Annotated in this window: 20 protein-coding genes; 14 read left to right on the top strand and 6 right to left on the bottom strand. The window is 72.7% G+C overall.

What is annotated here, in order from left to right; translation table 11 throughout:
• The first annotated feature begins 123 nt into the window (after nucleotides 1–123).
• Together OHA37_RS31460 and OHA37_RS31465 are read left to right on the top strand one after the other, a co-directional pair.
• The gene (locus OHA37_RS31460; protein ID WP_266910217.1) at nucleotides 124–1,461 is read left to right on the top strand and encodes a transcriptional regulator; all 1,338 of its coding nucleotides are present in this window, start codon (nucleotides 124–126) and stop codon (nucleotides 1,459–1,461) included.
• Nucleotides 1,462–1,570: 109 nt separating this feature from the next.
• Nucleotides 1,571–2,092 (top strand): NUDIX hydrolase, encoded by a 522-nt coding sequence (locus tag OHA37_RS31465; RefSeq protein ID WP_443046240.1) that lies wholly within the window; start codon nucleotides 1,571–1,573, stop codon nucleotides 2,090–2,092.
• Between the two features lie 43 nt (nucleotides 2,093–2,135).
• On the opposite strand, the gene OHA37_RS31470 is transcribed toward OHA37_RS31465, so the two are convergent.
• Nucleotides 2,136–3,032, bottom strand: a complete 897-nt coding sequence (locus OHA37_RS31470) for a 3-hydroxybutyryl-CoA dehydrogenase (protein ID WP_266910221.1) — start codon at nucleotides 3,030–3,032, stop codon at nucleotides 2,136–2,138.
• Between the two features lie 151 nt (nucleotides 3,033–3,183).
• Here OHA37_RS31470 and OHA37_RS31475 point away from each other — a divergent pair, with 151 nt between their 5' ends.
• A complete protein-coding gene (locus tag OHA37_RS31475) occupies nucleotides 3,184–4,473 on the top strand; it encodes a glycoside hydrolase family 10 protein (protein WP_266910223.1) in 1,290 nt (429 codons plus the stop codon).
• Between the two features lie 36 nt (nucleotides 4,474–4,509).
• On the opposite strand, the gene OHA37_RS31480 is transcribed toward OHA37_RS31475, so the two are convergent.
• A complete protein-coding gene (locus tag OHA37_RS31480; RefSeq protein WP_266910225.1) occupies nucleotides 4,510–4,707 on the bottom strand; it encodes a DUF1918 domain-containing protein in 198 nt (65 codons plus the stop codon).
• A gap of 49 nt (nucleotides 4,708–4,756) precedes the next feature.
• On the bottom strand, nucleotides 4,757–5,698 hold the full coding sequence (locus OHA37_RS31485; RefSeq protein WP_266910227.1) for a DMT family transporter: 942 nt from the start codon (nucleotides 5,696–5,698) through the stop codon (nucleotides 4,757–4,759).
• Between OHA37_RS31485 and OHA37_RS31490 the strand changes: the two genes are divergently transcribed.
• From OHA37_RS31490 to OHA37_RS31500, 3 genes are all read left to right on the top strand, one after another.
• The gene (locus OHA37_RS31490) at nucleotides 5,697–7,130 is read left to right on the top strand and encodes an aminotransferase-like domain-containing protein (RefSeq protein WP_266910229.1); all 1,434 of its coding nucleotides are present in this window, start codon (nucleotides 5,697–5,699) and stop codon (nucleotides 7,128–7,130) included. The two genes, OHA37_RS31485 and OHA37_RS31490, sit on opposite strands and share 2 nt — an antisense overlap.
• Before the next feature lie 31 nt (nucleotides 7,131–7,161).
• Entirely contained in the window at nucleotides 7,162–7,737 is a 576-nt protein-coding gene (locus OHA37_RS31495; protein WP_266910231.1) for a histidine phosphatase family protein, read from the top strand.
• Between the two features lie 193 nt (nucleotides 7,738–7,930).
• Nucleotides 7,931–8,629, top strand: coding sequence for an N-acetyltransferase (locus OHA37_RS31500; RefSeq protein ID WP_266913261.1), 699 nt, complete (start codon nucleotides 7,931–7,933; stop codon nucleotides 8,627–8,629).
• 14 nt (nucleotides 8,630–8,643) lie between these two features.
• Here the strand turns inward: OHA37_RS31500 and OHA37_RS31505 are convergent, their stop codons facing one another.
• The gene (locus tag OHA37_RS31505; protein WP_266910233.1) at nucleotides 8,644–9,228 is read right to left on the bottom strand and encodes a carbohydrate-binding module family 14 protein; all 585 of its coding nucleotides are present in this window, start codon (nucleotides 9,226–9,228) and stop codon (nucleotides 8,644–8,646) included.
• A gap of 342 nt (nucleotides 9,229–9,570) precedes the next feature.
• Nucleotides 9,571–10,350, bottom strand: coding sequence for a LysR family substrate-binding domain-containing protein (locus tag OHA37_RS31510; protein ID WP_266910235.1), 780 nt, complete (start codon nucleotides 10,348–10,350; stop codon nucleotides 9,571–9,573).
• A gap of 37 nt (nucleotides 10,351–10,387) precedes the next feature.
• Here OHA37_RS31510 and OHA37_RS31515 point away from each other — a divergent pair, with 37 nt between their 5' ends.
• From OHA37_RS31515 to OHA37_RS31525, 3 genes are all read left to right on the top strand, one after another.
• Complete coding sequence (locus OHA37_RS31515) at nucleotides 10,388–10,813, top strand: DUF5997 family protein (RefSeq protein ID WP_328694558.1); 426 nt, start codon at nucleotides 10,388–10,390, stop codon at nucleotides 10,811–10,813.
• A gap of 148 nt (nucleotides 10,814–10,961) precedes the next feature.
• Nucleotides 10,962–11,393, top strand: coding sequence for a helix-turn-helix domain-containing protein (locus OHA37_RS31520; RefSeq protein WP_266910239.1), 432 nt, complete (start codon nucleotides 10,962–10,964; stop codon nucleotides 11,391–11,393).
• Nucleotides 11,394–11,402: 9 nt separating this feature from the next.
• Nucleotides 11,403–11,819, top strand: coding sequence for a VOC family protein (locus OHA37_RS31525; protein WP_266910241.1), 417 nt, complete (start codon nucleotides 11,403–11,405; stop codon nucleotides 11,817–11,819).
• 35 nt (nucleotides 11,820–11,854) lie between these two features.
• Here the strand turns inward: OHA37_RS31525 and OHA37_RS31530 are convergent, their stop codons facing one another.
• Nucleotides 11,855–12,565, bottom strand: a complete 711-nt coding sequence (locus tag OHA37_RS31530; RefSeq protein WP_266910243.1) for a DUF6215 domain-containing protein — start codon at nucleotides 12,563–12,565, stop codon at nucleotides 11,855–11,857.
• Nucleotides 12,566–12,723: 158 nt separating this feature from the next.
• Here OHA37_RS31530 and argC point away from each other — a divergent pair, with 158 nt between their 5' ends.
• Genes argC through OHA37_RS31555 form a run of 5 tightly spaced genes read left to right on the top strand, consistent with a single transcriptional unit; the run spans nucleotide 12,724 to nucleotide 17,650 of the window.
• Nucleotides 12,724–13,752, top strand: a complete 1,029-nt coding sequence (argC, locus tag OHA37_RS31535; protein WP_266910245.1) for an N-acetyl-gamma-glutamyl-phosphate reductase — start codon at nucleotides 12,724–12,726, stop codon at nucleotides 13,750–13,752.
• Entirely contained in the window at nucleotides 13,749–14,921 is a 1,173-nt protein-coding gene (gene argJ, locus OHA37_RS31540) for a bifunctional glutamate N-acetyltransferase/amino-acid acetyltransferase ArgJ (RefSeq protein ID WP_266910247.1), read from the top strand. The genes argC and argJ overlap by 4 nt, the downstream gene beginning before the upstream one ends.
• Nucleotides 14,918–15,895 carry an acetylglutamate kinase gene (argB, locus tag OHA37_RS31545; protein WP_266910248.1) on the top strand — a complete coding sequence of 326 codons (978 nt, stop codon included), beginning with the start codon at nucleotides 14,918–14,920 and terminating at the stop codon, nucleotides 15,893–15,895. Before argJ ends, argB begins: the two co-directional genes overlap by 4 nt.
• On the top strand, nucleotides 15,892–17,091 hold the full coding sequence (locus OHA37_RS31550; protein WP_266910249.1) for an acetylornithine transaminase: 1,200 nt from the start codon (nucleotides 15,892–15,894) through the stop codon (nucleotides 17,089–17,091). The genes argB and OHA37_RS31550 overlap by 4 nt, the downstream gene beginning before the upstream one ends.
• Nucleotides 17,092–17,113: 22 nt before the next feature.
• A complete protein-coding gene (locus OHA37_RS31555) occupies nucleotides 17,114–17,650 on the top strand; it encodes an arginine repressor (RefSeq protein ID WP_266910251.1) in 537 nt (178 codons plus the stop codon).
• Nucleotides 17,651–17,678 lie beyond the last annotated feature (28 nt).

Genomic DNA, 17,678 nt, shown 5'->3' on the forward strand with positions numbered 1-17,678 from the left:
AAGTGAAGCGCTCGGACGGGCCCGCGCGGCAGGGTGCGTATCGCATTTATGCGCGTACGGCGTTCACACCCCGTGTGAACCCCGCACCCACTAGCCTGGTTGCCACGAGCCCTTGGAGCGGCCATGCAGCCCAATGCACTGCTCGACGCCCTCCTCGCCGAGGCGGGAATGTCCCACGCCGGACTCGCCGCGTACGTGAACCAGGCGGGCCGCTCCCGCGGACTCGCCCTGCGCTACGAACACACCGCCGTGGCCCGGTGGTTGAAGGGTCAGCGTCCGCGCGGTCAGGTCCCGGACCTGATCTGCGAGGTGATCGGGGGCCGGCTGCGGCGGCCGCTCTCCCTGGACGACGTGGGCTTCGGCGTGCCCGGGCAGTCCGCAGATCTCCACGGGTCCGCGCTCAGCGGCTTCGTCGACCGGGCCGCCGCCCTGTGGCGCTCCGACGGCAACGGCCGCCAGCCCCTCGACGCCGGCGCCCTCACCGGTACTCCCGCGGTGATGCCCGTGTGGGAGTGGGAGAACCCGCCCGAGGACGCCGACGTGTCCCGCGAGGGACCGACCCGGGTCGGCCCCGAGCACGTGGAGATCCTGAAGGCCGCCCGCGCGCACTACGAGCTGATGTACCGCCGGGCCGGCGGCGTGGCCACCCGCGACCGGGTGGTCCGCTTCCTCGGTACCGAGACCGCCCCGATGCTGCGCGGCAGTTACTCCGACGGGCTGGGCCGCAGCCTGCACCGGGCCGGTGGTTCCCTGGTGGCGGTGGCGGGGATCTGCGCGTACGACTCGGACGCGCACGGGCTGGCCCAGCGCTACTTCCACCAGGCGCTGAGGCTGGCCAAGGCCAGCGGGGACCGGGGGCTCGGGGCCTATGTGATCGCGCTCATCGTCAACCAGTCCCTGCATCTACGGGAGTTCCGCCAGGCCGTGGCCTTCGCCGAGGCCGCCCTGCGCGCGGCCGGCCGGCACACCACCCCGGCCCTGGCCGCGGACCTGTACGCCATGCAGGCCAAGGCGTACGCCCAACTCGGCGATACAGGAGCCGCGTTGGCCTGCATCCGCAAGGCCGAGGCGGCGGCGGAGCGGATCCGCCCCGGCACGGAGCCGGACGAGACGGGGTACGTACAGCCCGGGCTGGTCAACGTACAGGTGGCGGAGGCGCTGCTGGGTCTGGGTGATCTGCGGGCGGCCCGGGAGCAGGCCTCGGCGGCCGTCGGCACTCCCGCGCACGACCGGGGCCGGGTGCACCGGCTCGCGATGCTGTGCGAGATCCAGCTGCGCCAGGGCGAGGCCGATCAGGCGATGGCCTCGGCGGCCGAAATGGCCGAGCGGGCCAAGGGGATGGAGTCCCTGCGCCTGCGCGACCGGCTGCGCGCGGTCCGGGAGCAGCTGCTGACCAGCGGTTGTTCGGGGGCCGAGGACGCGGCCGAGCTCATCGACGGGGCGCTTCGCGTTCCGCTGTGACATCCCCGCGGCGTTCTCTGCGCCGCCCTTTGCGCGTTCCCCTGGGCAGGGGTGAACTGCTGCCATGTTGCCACCTACTCGATCGGAAGGTGGCAGAACCGTGCAGTGGATGAACTTGAGTGAGCAAACCGTGTACACGAACCGCTGGTTCGATGTGAATCTCGCCGATGTGGAGCTTCCCGACGGCCGGCACCTGGACCACTTCGTCATCAGGCTGCGCCCGGTCGCCATCGCCACGGCCGTCAACGAGGCGGGCGAGGTGCTGCTGCTGTGGCGCCACCGCTTCATCACCGACAGCTGGGGCTGGGAACTGCCCGCCGGGGTCGTCGAGGACGGGGAGTCCATCGAGCGGGCGGCCGCCCGGGAGATGGAGGAGGAGTCGGGCTGGCGGCCCGGCCCCCTCCACCACCTGATGACCGTCGAGCCGTCCAACGGGCTGACCGACGCCCGCCACCACCTCTACTGGGCGGACGGGGCCACGTACACGGGCCATCCCGAGGACGACTTCGAGTCCTCGCGCCGCGAGTGGGTACCGCTCAAGCTGGTCCCCGACATGATCGCGCGCGGCGAGATCCCGGCCGCCAACATGGCGGCCGGGCTTTTGCTGCTGCACCACCTGCGGCTCGGCTGAGCCGCAGGCGGTCGCCCGAGGCCGGCCGCAGGGGCCGTACGGCTCAGCTGTACGGGTAGAAGCCCGAGCCGGTCTTGCGGCCGAGGCGGCCGGCGTCGACCATGCGCTGGAGCAGCGGGGGAGCCGCGTACAGGGGCTCCTTGAACTCCGCGTACATCGAGTCGGCCACCGAGGCCACCGTGTCCAGACCGATGAGGTCCGCGAGCTTCAGCGGGCCCATCGGATGGGCGCAGCCCAGCTCCATGCCGTTGTCGATGTCCTCGCGACTCGCGATGCCCGACTCGAACATCCGGATCGCGGACAGCAGGTACGGGATGAGGAGCGCGTTGACCACGAAGCCGGAGCGGTCCTGGGCGCGGATGGCGTGCTTGCCCAGCGCGCCCCCGACCAGGGCCTCGGCGCGCTTGATGGTCTCGTCGCTCGTCGTCAGCGCAGGGATCAGCTCGACGAGCTGCTGCACCGGGGCCGGGTTGAAGAAGTGGATGCCGATGACCTGGTCGGGACGCGAGGTCGCGACGGCCAGCTTGACCAGCGGGATCGAGGAGGTGTTGGAGGCGAGGATCGCGTCCGGGCGGGTGACCACCTGGTCGAGGACCTGGAAGATCTCCGTCTTGACCTGCTCGTTCTCGACGACCGCCTCGATCACGAGGTCGCGGTCGGCGAACTCGCCGAGATCGGTGGTGAACGACAGGCGGGCCAGGGTCTCGTCCCGCTCCTCCTCGCTGATCTTGCCGCGTTCGGCGGCCCGGGTCAGGGAGGTGTGCAGCCGGGTCCGCCCGAGTTCGAGGGCCTCGCCGGTGGTTTCGGCGACCATCACCTCGAGCCCGCTCCGGGCGAACACCTCCGCGATGCCCGCGCCCATCTGGCCACAGCCCACTACGCCGACGCGTGCGATGTCGTCTGGGAGGTCCGTCACATCGTGCCTTTCGCTGCTCTCCATCGCGGGTCCCCCGTACTCGTGCAGTGGTAACTGCGTTCCGGCGCCCGCCACGCCCCCCGACGTTACCCCCGTCGTTGCCCGGCGTGTCGGGCCGGGGCGGGCATGCTGGGCGGACACGAGGCAATGTCACGCAGTGGAACGGAGTCGTCACATGGCGTCCATCGGGAGGCGGTCCACCGGGAGGCGGCCCATCGGGAGGCGGGGAGTGCTGGCCGCGGCGGCGGGGGTGCTGGCGGCGGTGGCGGCGGCCCCCGCGCGGGCGGTCGGGCCGTCGCAGGAGGGCGGGGGGAGGCGGGGGCGCGGAGCGGGCGAGCCCGAGTTCCGTGGGATGTGGGTCGCCTCCGTGCAGAACGTGGACTGGCCCTCGCAGAGCGGGCTTTCCGCGCGGGAGCAGCGCGCCGAGCTGCTGGCCCTCCTCGACACCGCCGTCGCCCGCCGCCTCAACGCGGTGATCCTCCAGGTCCGGCCGACCGCCGACGCGATGTGGCCCTCGGCGCGCGAGCCCTGGTCGCAGTGGCTGACCGGCGAGCAGGGAGTCGATCCCGGCTGGGACCCGCTCGGCACGGCCGTCGCCGAAGCGCACGCCCGGGGGCTGGAACTGCACGCCTGGTTCAACCCGTACCGGGTCGCCAACCACACCGACCGGAGCCTGCTCGCAGCCGGGCACCCGGCCCGCCGCAACCGGACCTGGACCGTGCCCTACGGCGGCAAGCTGTACTACAATCCGGGGCTGCCGGAAGTGCGCCGCTTCGTGCAGGACGCGATGCTCGACGCCGTCGCCCGCTACCCCCTCGACGGGGTGCACTGGGACGACTACTTCTACCCGTACCCCGTCGAGGGCCGCGATTTCGACGACGACGCCGCCTACGAGCAGTACGGCCGTGCCTTCGCGACCCGCGGGGCCTGGCGCCGCCACAACACCGACACCCTGGTCCGCGAGATGTCCGAGCGGCTGCGGGCACTGCGCCCCGCGACGCGCTTCGGCATCAGCCCCTTCGCCGTCTGGCGCAACTCCGACCGCGATCCGCTCGGTTCGCCGACGCAGGCGGGCGTCGCCACGTACGACGATCTCTACGCGGACACCCGCAAGTGGGTGCGCGAGGGCTGGATCGACTACATCGTGCCGCAGGCGTACTGGCAGATCGGTCACCCGGCCGCCGACTACGCCGCCATCGTCCCGTGGTGGGCGAAGACCGTCGCCGGCACCCGCGTCCAGCTCTACGTGGGGGAGGCGCTGTACCGCTGCGACGCGGAGAGCTCTACCGCGGCCTGGCGCGATCCGCGCGAGCTGTCCCGGCACCTGCGGTTCGCCGCCGGATACCCCGAGGTCCGCGGCCACGTCTACTTCTCGGCGAAGCAGGTGGTCGCGGACCCCAACGGGGCGATGGCCAGGGTGGTCGCCGACCACTATCCGACGGCGGTGGCCGTGCCACCGCGCTGACCCGGCCGTCTGACGACGGGTTCTAGGGGCAGCCCGTCATTGGTCGTGGTCGGCGGGGTGCTTCACGATGCAGTCGGGGCCGGGGGACATGACGGCCTCGTGTCCGTCCGTGAAGCGGACGCGGTAGGGAGGGGTGCCGTTCTCTCCCAGGACCTGGGTGATCTCACCGACCTTGTCGTGCTGGCCCACGATCCTGCCGTGCTGAACCAGCTGGTCGCCCTCGGTCGCGCGCATGCTGACCTCCTCGGTGGCGGTCCGATCCGGTGCTAGCAGTTTAGGTCGTTCAGCCCCTTTTTGACCCATCGGGCCGCTGCGTCACCGCGATGCAGACGAGCACCGCGCAGGCGGCGACGGGCGCGGCCGGGGACAGGTGTTCGCCGAGCAGCAGCACCGACCACATGAGGGTCAGCAGCGGCTGTGCGAGCTGGAGCTGGCTCGCGCGGGCCGCGCCGATCTCGGCCATGCCCCGGTACCAGACGTAGAGGCCGAGGAAGGCGGAGCCGACCGCCACCCAGACGAGCCCGGCCACCCCGCGGCCGGTCAACTCGACCGGTTCGTACGCGAGCCCGAGCGCGGAGCCGACGACGCCGATGGGCAGGCACAGCACCAGCGCCCAGGCGATGACCTGCCAGCCGGGCAGCAGCCGGGCCAGGCGCCCGCCCTCGGTGTACCCGGCCGCGCACACCAGCAGGGCGGCGAAGAGGAGGGCGTCGCCGGCCGAGAGGGCGCCGCCGCTCTGGGCCACGGTGAAGCCGAGGACGATGACCGCGCCGGCGACGGCCGCGGCCCAGAAGCGGCGCGAGGGCCGGGCTCCGGTGCGCAGCGAGGAGACGATCGCGGTGGTGAGCGGCAGCAGGCCGACCACCACGGCGGCGTGCGAGGTGGTGGAGGTCTGCAGGGCGAGGGTGGTGAGCAGGGGGAATCCGACGACCACACCGCCCGCGACGACGGCCAGTCCCGCCCAGTGGGCGCGGGCCGGCACCGGGACCCGCAGGGCCAGCAGGAAGGCGCCGGCCGTCAGGCCCGCGAGGAGACAGCGCAGGCCGAAGAGGGACCACGGGCCGAAGCTCTCCAGGCCCCAGGCGGTGCCGGGGAAGGTCAGCGAGAAGGCGACGACTCCGGCCGCTGCGAGGGTGGTGCCCCCGAGGGCGGGCCGGGGCCGACGTGCTGCCGTACCTCGAACTGCTATCGCGTTGGGGAGAGTAGCGCTATTCTGTGCTGTCATGTACGAGCGTAGCAGTGTGGCGGAATTGGCGGAATCCCTTCGAGGCGAGCTGGACCGCTACTCGATAGGTGGAAAGCTGCCGTCGAGCCGAGCCCTGGTCGAGCAGTACCGGGTCAGTCCCGTCACCGTCTCCCGGGCCCTCGCCCAGCTCGCCGCCGAAGGCCTGGTGGTCACCCGTCCCGGAGCCGGGGTCTACCGCGCGCAGCCCCGTACGCACACCCAGGAGCCCGGCGACACCTCCTGGCAGGCCGTCGCCCTGAGCGCCGAGGACTCCGGCGAGGTGGTCCCGCGCTCCGTGGACGCCTCCGGGGTGCTCGTCACCCTGGCCGCCCCGCCCGCCGGGGTCATCCCGCTGCACAGCGGCTACCTGCACGAGACGCTCCAGCCCGAGCGGGCCATGGCGGCGGCCCTCGCCCGGGCCGGCCGGCGGCCCGGAGTGTGGGGGCGGCCGCCCGTGGAAGGCCTGGCCGAGCTGCGGGACTGGTTCGCCCGCGAGATCGGCGGGGCCGTCGCGGCCGGGGACGTGCTGGTGACCGCGGGCGGCCAGAGCGCGCTCGCCACCGCGCTGCGGGCGCTCGCCCCGCCGGGGGCGCCGATCCTCGTCGAATCCCCGACCTACCCGGGACTGCTGGCCATCGCAAGGGCCGGTGGGTGCCGGCCGGTGCCCGTCCCGGTGGACGCGGACGGGGTCCGGCCGGAGCTGCTGGCCGCCGCCTTCGAAGCGACCGGGGCGCGGGTGTTCGTATGCCAGCCGTTGTTCCAGAACCCGACCGGTGCCGTGCTGTCCGCCGAGCGGCGGGGAGAGGTGCTGCGGATCGCGCGCGCCGCCGGGGCCTTCGTGCTGGAGGACGACTACGCGCGGTCCCTGGCCCACGAGGACCTGGGCCCGCTGCCCGCACCGCTCGCCGCCGAGGACCCGGACGGGGTGGTCGTCCACGTGCGGTCGCTGACCAAGGTCACCTCGCCCAGCCTGCGGGTGGGGGCCCTCGCGGCCAGGGGCCCGGTCTTCGACCGGCTGCGCGCCATCCAGGTCGTGGACACCTTCTTCGTGCCCCGGCCGCTCCAGGAGACCGCCCTCGAACTGGTCGGCGCACCCGCCTGGCCGCGCCACCTCAAGGCCGTGGCCACCGAGCTGCGCCACCGCCGGGACGTCCTCACGGGGGCGCTGCGGCGGGAGCTGCCGGAGCTGGAGGTGCCCCATCCGCCACGCGGCGGCTACCAGTTGTGGGCGCGGCCCCGCGGGGGCGGCGACGACGCGGCCTTCGTGGCGGCCGCCCTGCGGGCCGGGGTCGCGGTCGCGCCGGGACGGCCGTACTTCTGTGCGGAGCCGCCCGGTCCGTTCGTCCGGCTGAGCTTCGCCGGGGTGTCCGGCGCAGGCGAACTGACCGAGGCCGTCCGGCGGCTGCGATCCGGGCTTCGTCTCGACGCTTGACCCCGTGCGACCCGGGGATCACCATCGCCGCATGCATGTTCGGGTTTCGCTAGTCGCAGCAGCCCGTGGTACCTCGCTGCTCGCCGAGCGCTTCGACGACGACCGTCCCCTCGACGTGGACGGCTGGCGCGCGGTGGAGTCCGCCGCGCGCGGGCTCGTACCGCTGGGCTCGGCCGAGCTCCGCTACTGTTCGCCGACCTCGCGCAGCCGGGCCACCGGGACCGCCCTCGGCTACGCCCCGATGGCGCAACCCGCCCTGCGGGAGTGCGACATGGGCCGCTGGCGCGGGCTCACCCTGGCCGAGGTGGCGGCCCGGGACCCCGCGGCCGTGGACCTCTGGCTCACCGATCCGCACGCCGCCCCGCACGGCGGGGAATCGCTGCTCGCCTTCATCGCCCGGATCGGCGGCTGGCTCGACACCCGGCCGGCCGACGACGGGGGAGCGATCGTGGCGGTGGCGGAGCCGTCGGTGGTCCGGGCAGCCCTCGTGTACGCACTGAACGCGCCGCCGCTGACGTACTGGAACGTGGACGTCCGCCCCTTGTCCACGCTCACCCTCGCCGGCGGACCGCGGCGCTGGCACCTCTCCCTCCAGGCGCCCGTGTGAACCGTCTGAATCGCCCGAACCGCCCGCACCGGCTAAATCGGTTGAGGCGCAGGTGGGGCGTGCCTAGCCTGCGGGCATGGACGACATCACAGACATAGACGGCGCGGGCGTGGGCGGTACGGACCCGGGCGATGCGGGCGTCCGGATCACCACGCTCGCGGAGCGGCCCGAACTGGCCGCCCGGCTCTGGGACATGAAGGACTCGTGGCCCGAGTTCGCCCAGCACGATGCGCTCGCCTGGCTGCTGTACCCGCGGATGGTGGCCGAGTTCGCGGAGTACGTCCTGGTCGCCACGGACGGCGACACGGTCGTCGCCCGGGGTTTCAGCGTGCCCTTCGCGCAGCACGCGCCGGGCCGTGACGGGGCGCTGCCCGCGCAGGGCTGGGACCGGATCCTGATGTGGGCCTTCTCCGACCAGCGGCGCGGAGTCGAGGCCGACACCGTGAGCGCGATCGAGATCAGCGTCGCCACCGACCGGCAGGGCGAGGGTCTGTCCGGCCGGATGCTCGCAGCGATGCGGGAGAACGCCCGGGCGCGCGGCTTCACCGAGGTGGTGGCGCCGGTGCGGCCCAGCGGAAAGCCGGCCGAGCCGGACACCTCGATCCACGAGTACGCGTACCGCACCCGCGAGGACGGCCTCCCGCACGACCCGTGGCTACGGGTCCACGTGCGGGCGGGCGCCGTCATCGACTCGGTGGCCCCGCTGTCGATGACGATCACCGGCTCCCTCGCGCAGTGGCGCGAGTGGACCGGCCTGCCCTTCGACACGGCGGGCCCGGTCCGCGTGCCGGGCGCCCTGTCCCCGGTCCACTGCGAACCGGAGCAGGGCTTCGCGGTCTACGTGGAGCCGAACGTCTGGGTCCGGCACGCGCTGGCGTCCGCCGGGGCCTAGCGCCGGCCACGGCACTAGAGGAGCGCGATGGGGGCGGTGGCGGAGGAGGGGAGGTAGATGCCGCCGATGCCCGCGTAGGTGGCCCGGTAGCCCCGCAGGAGTTCGTCCAGCGGGATCGTCAGCCGGGCCGGTGTGTCGCAGCGGGCTGCTCCGAACTGGTCGGTGACGGCGGTGCAGAGCGTCCGGCCGCCCACGGTGGTGAAGGTGACCGGTACGCCGTCCAGCCCGGCCGGAGCGTCCGCGATGCGCACCGTGGTGCTGAGGTTCTTGACCCCGAAGAGCAGCCCGTTCAGCTTCGCCGGACCGGCCGTGGTGACCGTGGCCACGGCGGGCCGGACCAGCTCGGGGGCCTCGCAGAGCTGCGGGCCGGGAGAGTAGACCTGCCCGGTGGGGCAGGCCACGACGGTGGCGACCCCGCCCGCGCACTGCACGTAGAAGCGGTGGTCCTGCAGTCGCGGCAGCCGTCCGGCGGCGCCGCCGGCGCACGAGCCCTCGGCGGCGCTCGCGGGCACGGCCCCGACTCCCAGGGCGAGGACCGCCCCGGCGGCCAGTGCGGCGAGCGAGGCCAACCCCTTGGCGGCCGGTCCCCTGACGGTCAATCCCTTGAGGGACGGTCCCTTGCCGACACGTAACACCCTTGCCCCCAGCTCACTCAGTGTGACGAAATGAATACGAAGTGACTATAGGGACGGCCGTGCGGCGGGCGCAACGCCTTCAGGTCATCGCCAGGGAGTGCGAATTCCCGGCGGCTTGGACGCGTTCGAGCGGGCCGGGCGGCAGGGGCGCGCATGACGGGGATCGCGGCCCGCCCCCCGGGCGGGACGCGCCGGGCGGCGTCGTCGCGCTGCGCCGGGCACGGGCGCGCCCCTCTGAGCCGGGCAGGCGCTCGCGTGAGCCGGGCAGGCGCTCGCGTGAGCCGGGCAGGCGCTCGCGAGCGTGGTTCAGCGCCCGCGGGGCTTCCCGCGCTTGCCGGTGGACTTGGCCGTGGCCTTGCCGCCCTTGGGCGCACCGGAGCGCGGGTTCTTGGCGGCCGGCTTGCCTCCCGACCGGGGGGCCGGCTTCCGCGCCGGCTTCGCCTTCTTCTGCTCGGGCTCGGGCTGCGTACGGCCGCGTCCGCGCGAGCTGTTGACGGTCCGCCCGCGCACGATGCCGATGAACTCCTCGACCAGCTCGGGAGTCTCGTCCGCCTCGGGCCACGACAGCGCGACACGCGACTCGGGGGCGTCCAGCAGGGTCCGGTAGGTGAGGTCCTTGCGGTGGTGCAGCCGCGCGAGCGACTGAGGCACGATCAGGACCCCGATGCCCGCCGCCACCAGCTCGATCGCGTCGGCCGTGGTCTCCGGGCGCTGGAGCGCGGCCTTGCCCGGCAGCTGCTCCCATTCGAGGGTGTCGTCCAGCGGGTGGAGCACGATGTCGTCGGCCAGCTCCGCGAGGGACAGCTCCTCGGCCGCGGCCATCAGGTGGTCCTTCGGGATCACGACGACCGTGGTCTCGGTGTAGAGCGGGATCGCGCTGAGATCCGTACGGTCGATCGGCAGCCGGACGAACCCGGCGTCGGCGCCGCGGCCGCGCAGGAGAGCTGGAGCCTCGGCGGGAGTGACCTGGACGAGGGTCAGCGGAACGTCGGGCAGCCGCTCCTTCCAGATCCGGACCCACTTCGTGGGAGTCACCCCGGGGACGTATGCGAGCTGGAACGACGGGGGTGTCCGGGAGTCTGTCACCCGGCCAGATTACCGGCCGTGGTCGGAGGTGGCGCACATGCTCGATACCCTGGACCCCATGACGTCGCACCAGACCACCCAGACCATGAAGCCCGCTACTGCGGCGAAGAAGCTGGGTGTGTACCTCGAGGCCACCCCCGCAGAGTTCCAGGAGGGTGTCGTCTCGCGCACCGAGCTGACCGCCCTCCAGGCCGAGCCGCCCCAGTGGCTGCAGGACCTCCGGAACAACGGCCCGCACCCCCGTCCGGTGGTCGCGTCGAAGCTCGGCATCTCCATCGCCGGTCTGGCGCGCGGCGGTGTCACCGAGGCGCTCACCACGGAGCAGATCGAGGCCCTGAAGCAGGAGATGCCGGAGTGGCTCGCGAAGGAGCGCGCCACCCAGGCCGACGTCCGCAAGGAGACCGTCCGCATCAAGCAGATGCAGGCGGAGAAGGCCGCCAAGGCCTCGAAGACCGAGAAGTAGGCGACGAGCAGTCGACAGGCCGTCGACAGGCAGCCGGGAGGCCGCCGGGAATCCGGCGCGTTCCCGGCCTCGCGGCTCCGCCCGGGGGCGTGTCCCCCGGCCTCCGTCGGCCCCCTCGGCCGGCACCGGCCGTGAGATGCTGGTGCGCGTGACGATCGAGGACCTGGTGCGACTGCGGCGCGCCCGGGACGTGATGGACCGCGACTACGCCGAGCCGCTGGACGTGCCGGCGCTGGCGTCCGTCGCCCTCATGTCGCCCGGGCACTTCTCCCGCAGTTTCCGGGCCGCCTTCGGCGAGACCCCGTACAGCTATCTGATGACCCGCCGCGTCGAGCGGGCGAAGGCGCTGCTGCGCCGCGGCGACCTGAGCGTCACCGAAGTCTGCTTCGCGGTCGGATGCACCTCGCTGGGGTCGTTCAGCTCGCGCTTCACCGAGCTGGTCGGCGAGACCCCCAGTGCCTACCGGGCCCGGCGGCACGAGGCCGGAGCCGCCATCCCGGCGTGCGTCGCCAAGGTCTTCACCCGGCCCGTCCGCAACTCCGCGGGCGGCGGGGGAGCGGGATCCGCGGCCGCGTCGTAGCTTCGGGGCATGACCATCAAGCTCTCGCAGTGCTTCATCGCCGTCGACGACCACGACAAGGCCCTCGCCTTCTACCGCGACGCCCTCGGCATGGAAGTCCGCAACGACGTCGCGTTCGAGGGGATGCGCTGGGTGACCGTCGGCTCGCCCGAGCAGCCCGACGTGGAGATCGTCCTCGAACCGCCGCTCGCCGACCCCGGCGCCTCACCGGCCGACCGGCAGGCGATGGCGGAACTGCTGGCCAAGGGCGTGCTCCGTGGGGTGATCTTCTCGACGGACGACGTGGACGCCACCTTCGAACGCATCCGGGCCGCCGGCGCCGAGGTGCTCCAGGAGCCCGTCGACCAGCCGTACGGGGTCCGCGACTGCGCCTTCCGCGATCCGGCCGGCAACATGCTCCGCTTCAACCAGCCGCGCAGCAGCTGACCCCGAAAGCCCCTGACCCGCGCTCCCGCGGGGCCTCACCCGGCGGCGGCCCACCCCGGGACCGTCGGCAGCACCGTCTCGGCGACGCGCAGCACGACCGCGTCGTCGGGCACCGCGCCGTCGGAGCGCCACAGGGTCAGCTCGTAGGAGCCGCCGCCGTCCTCCGGGCCCCGGGCCACCACCAGGGTGCGGGTCGGGACACCGGAGCCGGTGCTGGCATCGCCGCCGCCCAGGTTGAAGCTGATGCTGATGGTGCGGTCCGAGTAGTAGGCGGCCGGGCGCCCCAGGACGGTCAGCGGCAGCGTGCCGTCTCCGAGGAACTTGGCCACGGTGGCGACCCTCAGCCCGTCGTACGAGGCCCTCAGGTGCACGGTGTAGGTCTCGAACTCGATCTCGCCCGAGGGGGTGTGGATCTCCTCGTCGCTGCCGACGGGCTTGAAGGTGCTGCCGCCGCCGTTCGCGTTCTTCACGGCCTCCCCGGGAGTGCCCAGCAGATCGGCGAGATCCGGACGGTGCAGCGCCTCGCACAGCTGGGCGCCGGAGACGTGCCCCGCCTCGACCGGGGTCGGCGCGGGCGTCTTCTCGGGCTCCCCGTGCGAGCAGGTGACGGGCTTCGGCTCCCCGCTCGCATTCACCGATTCCCCGCCCACCCAGAGGGCGATTCCCATGGCCCCGAGCACCGCCACGGCCGCGAGGCCCTGGCGTATCGCGGCGCCCTTGGTGATCGTCAGCCCGTCGTCGCTCATGTCCCCCACCTGCTGTGATCCCCCGATATGTGCCCGGGGAACGTAACCCGTGATCATCGGACGGACAAGCGAGTAACACTGGGGGAGCAAGGCCGGATGACTGCTTTGCATAAACGTGCGGTCGTACGTATAGTCATGCCATCGAGGAGGAGGGTCCGATGGTGGTACGTGTAGCGGTGGCCGGTGCGAGCGGATACGCGGGCGGGGAGGTGCTGCGCCTGCTGCTGGCCCACCCCGAGGTCGAGATCGGCGCGCTGACCGCGAACTCCAACGCCGGGCAGCCGCTAGGCGCCCTCCAGCCGCACCTGGTGCCGCTGGCCGGACGCATCCTGGAGCCGACCACGCCCGAGGTGCTCTCCGGTCATGATGTCGTCTTCCTGGCCCTTCCGCACGGGCAGTCCGCCGCCGTGGCCGCCCAGCTGGGCGAGGAGGTCCTCGTCGTCGACATGGGCGCCGACCACCGGCTCCAGGACTCCGCCGACTGGGACAAGTTCTACGGCGCCCCGCACGCCGGGACCTGGCCCTACGGCCTTCCCGAACTGCCCGGCGCCCGTACCGCCCTGGCCGGCAGCAAGCGCATCGCCGTCCCCGGCTGCTACCCGACGGCCGTCTCGCTCGCGCTGTTCCCGGCCTACGCCGCGCAGCTCGCCGAGCCCGAGGCCGTGATCGTCGCCGCCTCCGGCACCTCCGGCGCCGGCAAGGCCCTCAAGCCGAACCTGCTCGGCTCCGAGGTCATGGGCTCCATGAGCCCGTACGGGGTCGGCGGCGGCCACCGCCACACGCCCGAGATGGTGCAAAACCTCAGCCCCGTCGCCGGGCAGCGGGTCTCCGTCTCCTTCACGCCCACGCTGGCGCCGATGCCCCGCGGCATCCTGGCCACCTGCAGCGCCAAGGCGCTGCCGGGCACCACGGCCGACGCGGTCCGCGCCGCGTACGAGAAGGCCTACGCGGACGAACCCTTCGTGCACCTGCTGCCCGAGGGGCAGTGGCCGGCGACGGCGTCCGTCTACGGTTCCAACGCCGTTCAGATCCAGGTCGCGTACGACGAGGCCGCGCAGCGGATCATCGCGATCAGCGCCATCGACAACCTGACCAAGGGCACCGCCGGCGGCGCGGTCCAGAGCATGAACATCGCCCTGGGGCTTCACGAGAGCCTGGGTCTTTCCACGATCGGAGTCGCACCGTGAGCGTCACGGCAGCACAGGGGTTCACGGCGGCCGGCATCGCCGCCGGGATCAAGGCGAACGGCAATCCCGACCTGGCCCTCGTGGTCAACAACGGGCCGCGCCTGGCCGCGGCGGGCGTCTTCACCTCCAACCGGGTCAAGGCCGCGCCCGTCCACTGGTCCGAGCAGGTCCTGCGCGGCGCCACCGTCAGCGCGGTGGTCCTCAACTCCGGCGGCGCCAACGCGTGCACCGGGCCCAAGGGCTTCCAGGACACCCACGCCACCGCCGAGAAGGTCGCCGAGGCCCTGAACGGGCTCGGCGCGGGCGGCGAGGTCAACGCCGGCGAGGTCGCCGTCGCGTCCACCGGCCTGATCGGCGTCCTGCTCCCCATGGACAAGCTGCTGCCCGGCATCGAGACCGCGGCCGCCGCGCTCTCCGCCGACGGCGGCGAGGCCGCCGCGATCGCCATCAAGACCACCGACACCGTGCACAAGACGGCCACCGTCTCGCAGGACGGCTGGACCGTCGGCGGCATGGCCAAGGGCGCGGGCATGCTCGCACCGGGCCTGGCGACCATGCTCGTGGTCCTCACCACCGACGCCGACGTGGACAGCGCCACCCTCGACAAGGCGCTGCGCGGCGCGACCCGCACCACCTTCGACCGGGTCGACTCCGACGGGTGCATGTCCACCAACGACACGGTGCTGCTGCTCGCCTCCGGCGCCTCCGGCCAGGTGCCGGCGTACGAGGCGTTCGCGGAGGCCGTACGCACGGTCTGCGACGACCTGGCCCGCCAGCTGATCGGTGACGCCGAGGGTGCCAGCAAGGACATCCGCATCGAGGTCATCGGCGCGGCCACCGAGGAGGACGCGGTCGAGGTCGGCCGGTCCATCGCCCGGAACAACCTGCTCAAGTGCGCCATCCACGGCGAGGACCCCAACTGGGGCCGCGTGCTGTCCGCGATCGGCACCACCAAGGCCGCCTTCGACCCGGACCGGCTGAACGTCGCCATCAACGACGTCTGGGTCTGCAAGAACGGCTCGGTCGGCGAGGACCGCGACCTGGTCAGCATGAAGGGCCGCGAAGTCCGCATCACCGCCGACCTGGCCACCGGTTCCGAGTCCGCGGTCATCTGGGCCAACGACCTGACCGCCGAGTACGTCCACGAGAACAGCGCGTACTCCTCATGAGCACTGCACGCAGGCACACCGCACTGCCCAAGGCCGAGATCCTCATCGAGGCCCTGCCCTGGCTGACCCGGCACAACGGCAAGGTCGTCGTCATCAAGTTCGGCGGCAACGCCATGATCGACGAGGACCTGAAGGCCGCCTTCGCCCAGGACGTCGTCTTCCTGCGCCAGGCCGGCCTCAAGCCGGTCGTCGTGCACGGCGGCGGCCCGCAGATCAACGCCCAGCTCGACAAGCAGGGCCTGGTCAGCGAGTTCAAGGCGGGTCTGCGCGTCACCACGCCCGAGGCGATGGACGTCGTACGGATGGTCCTGGCCGGGCAGGTCCAGCGCGAGCTGGTCGGGCTGCTCAACCAGCACGGGCCGCTGGCCGTCGGGATGACCGGCGAGGACGCGCACACCATCACCGCCACCAAGCACCTGCCCGAGATCGACGGCGAGAGCGTCGACATCGGGCGGGTCGGCGAGATCACCGCCATCGACACCGGCGCGATCGAAGCGCTGCTGGCGGACGGCCGGATCCCGGTCATCTCCTCCATCGCACGCAGCGCCGACGACCACCACGTGTACAACGTGAACGCCGACACGGCCGCCGCGGCGCTCGCCGCCGCGCTCGGCGCCGAGACGCTGATGGTCCTCACCGACGTGGAGGGGCTCTACGCGGACTGGCCCAACAGCGACGAGGTCATCAGCAGGCTCACCGTCAGCCAGCTGGAGAAGCTGCTGCCCGAGCTGTCCAGCGGCATGGTCCCGAAGATGGAGGGCTGCCTGCACGCCGTCCGCAACGGGGTGACCACCGCCCGCGTGATCGACGGGCGGGTCCAGCACTCGATCCTGCTGGAGATCTTCACGGACGAGGGAATCGGCACGATGGTCGTGCTCGACGACCAGGGTGCACAGGCAGTCGGCACACAGGCAGTCGGCACGCAGGCAGTTGACACACAGGCAGTCGACACACAGGGAGGGGACCCCGCATGACCGGCAACCAGGAGTTCGCCGCCCGCTGGCAGGGCGCGCTGACCAATAATTACGGCACCCCCGCGCTGGCCCTCGTACGCGGCTCCGGCGCCCAGGTCTGGGACGCGGACGGCAAGCAGTACACCGACTTCGTCGGCGGCATCGCGGTCAACGCCCTCGGCCACGCGCACCCGGCCATCGTCACCGCGGTGACCGAGCAGATCTCCACCCTGGGCCACGTCTCCAACCTCTACGCCTCCGAGCCGGTCCTCGCGCTCGGCGAGCGGCTGCTCCAGCTCTTCGGCCGCCCCGGCAAGGTTTTCTTCTGCAACTCCGGTGCCGAGGCCGTCGAGGCCGCCTTCAAGATCGGCCGGCTGACCGGGCGGACCCACATGGTCGCCACCGACGGCGGCTTCCACGGCCGCACCATGGGCGCCCTGGCGCTCACCGGCCAGCCCAAGAAGCAGGACCCGTTCCTGCCGCTGCCCGGAGACGTCACGCACGTTCCGTACGGCGACGTGGAGGCCCTGCGGGCCGCCGTCACCGAAGAGACCGCGTTCGTGATCATCGAGCCGATCCAGGGCGAGAACGGCGTGGTCGTACCCCCGGCCGGCTACCTCACGGCCGCCCGTGAGATCACCCGGGCCACCGGCACCCTGCTCGTCCTCGACGAGGTGCAGACCGGCATCGGCCGCTGCGGCCAGTGGTTCGAGCACCAGGCCCACGAGGGCGTGGAGCCCGATGTCGTCACACTCGCGAAGGGCCTGGGCGGCGGTCTGCCGATCGGCGCCGTCGCCGCCTTCGGACCCGTGGCCGACCTGCTCCAGCCCGGCCAGCACGGCACCACCTTCGGCGGCAACCCGGTCGCCTGCGCCGCCGGCCTCGCCGTGATCGACACCATCGCGGCCGACGGGCTCCTCGACCAGGTCAAGGAGCGCGGCGAGCGGCTGCGGGCCGGAATCGAAGGATTCGCACACCCGCTCGTCTCGCACGTCCGCGGCGCGGGCCTTCTGCTGGGTATCGTGCTGACCGAGCCGCTCGCACCGCAGGTCCAGCGCGCGGCTCAGGACGCCGGCTTCCTGGTCAACGCGCCCGCCCCCGACGTCGTACGGCTCATGCCTCCGTACGTGCTCTCCGAGGCCGAGGTGGACGCGTTCCTGCAGGCCCTGCCCGGCGTGCTGGACGCAGCGAAGTCCGCCGCGGACGTGGACGGATGATCAATCGGGGAATGGGACGACGATGAGTCAGGCGCAGGAACACGAGCAGAACGGCCAGTCCGTCCCGCAGACCCGCACCGCCCGCCACCGCCGGATCGTGGACATCCTCAACCGGCAGCCGGTCCGCTCCCAGAGCCAGCTGGCCAAGCTGCTCGCCGACGACGGGCTGAGCGTCACCCAGGCGACGCTCAGCCGCGACCTCGACGAGCTCGGCGCGGTGAAGATCCGCAACACGGGCGGAGAGCTGATCTACGCGGTCCCCAGCGAGGGCGGCTTCCGCACCCCGCAGGCACCGCTCGGCGAGTCGGCGAAGGAGGAGCGCATGCGGCGCCTCTCCGGTGAGCTGCTGATCTCGGCCGAGGCCTCCGCGAACCTCGTGGTCCTGCGCACCCCGCCGGGTGCGGCCCAGTTCCTCGCCTCCGCGATCGACCAGGCCGAACTCCAGGCCATCCTCGGCACCATCGCGGGCGACGACACCCTGATGCTGATCAGCCGCGACCCGGCGGGCGGCCAGGCCCTCGCCGACCACCTGCTGAGGCTGGCCCAGAAGGAGAGCTGAGCCGCCGCGGGCCCGCCGGAAACCTGGT

The organism is Streptomyces sp. NBC_00335 (genome assembly GCF_036127095.1).
Classification (GTDB): domain Bacteria; phylum Actinomycetota; class Actinomycetes; order Streptomycetales; family Streptomycetaceae; genus Streptomyces.

Coding starts and splice junctions, on each gene's coding strand:
- OHA37_RS31460 (WP_266910217.1), top strand. CDS start 124: ATGCAGCCCAATGCACTGCTCGACGCCCTCCTCGCCGAGGCGGGAATG.
- OHA37_RS31465 (WP_443046240.1), top strand. CDS start 1,571: ATGAACTTGAGTGAGCAAACCGTGTACACGAACCGCTGGTTCGATGTG.
- OHA37_RS31470 (WP_266910221.1), bottom strand. CDS start 3,032: ATGGAGAGCAGCGAAAGGCACGATGTGACGGACCTCCCAGACGACATC.
- OHA37_RS31475 (WP_266910223.1), top strand. CDS start 3,184: ATGGCGTCCATCGGGAGGCGGTCCACCGGGAGGCGGCCCATCGGGAGG.
- OHA37_RS31480 (WP_266910225.1), bottom strand. CDS start 4,707: ATGCGCGCGACCGAGGGCGACCAGCTGGTTCAGCACGGCAGGATCGTG.
- OHA37_RS31490 (WP_266910229.1), top strand. CDS start 5,697: ATGTACGAGCGTAGCAGTGTGGCGGAATTGGCGGAATCCCTTCGAGGC.
- OHA37_RS31485 (WP_266910227.1), bottom strand. CDS start 5,698: ATGACAGCACAGAATAGCGCTACTCTCCCCAACGCGATAGCAGTTCGA.
- OHA37_RS31495 (WP_266910231.1), top strand. CDS start 7,162: ATGCATGTTCGGGTTTCGCTAGTCGCAGCAGCCCGTGGTACCTCGCTG.
- OHA37_RS31500 (WP_266913261.1), top strand. CDS start 7,931: ATGAAGGACTCGTGGCCCGAGTTCGCCCAGCACGATGCGCTCGCCTGG.
- OHA37_RS31515 (WP_328694558.1), top strand. CDS start 10,388: ATGCTCGATACCCTGGACCCCATGACGTCGCACCAGACCACCCAGACC.
- OHA37_RS31525 (WP_266910241.1), top strand. CDS start 11,403: ATGACCATCAAGCTCTCGCAGTGCTTCATCGCCGTCGACGACCACGAC.
- OHA37_RS31530 (WP_266910243.1), bottom strand. CDS start 12,565: ATGAGCGACGACGGGCTGACGATCACCAAGGGCGCCGCGATACGCCAG.
- argC (WP_266910245.1), top strand. CDS start 12,724: ATGGTGGTACGTGTAGCGGTGGCCGGTGCGAGCGGATACGCGGGCGGG.
- argB (WP_266910248.1), top strand. CDS start 14,918: ATGAGCACTGCACGCAGGCACACCGCACTGCCCAAGGCCGAGATCCTC.
- OHA37_RS31550 (WP_266910249.1), top strand. CDS start 15,892: ATGACCGGCAACCAGGAGTTCGCCGCCCGCTGGCAGGGCGCGCTGACC.
- OHA37_RS31555 (WP_266910251.1), top strand. CDS start 17,114: ATGAGTCAGGCGCAGGAACACGAGCAGAACGGCCAGTCCGTCCCGCAG.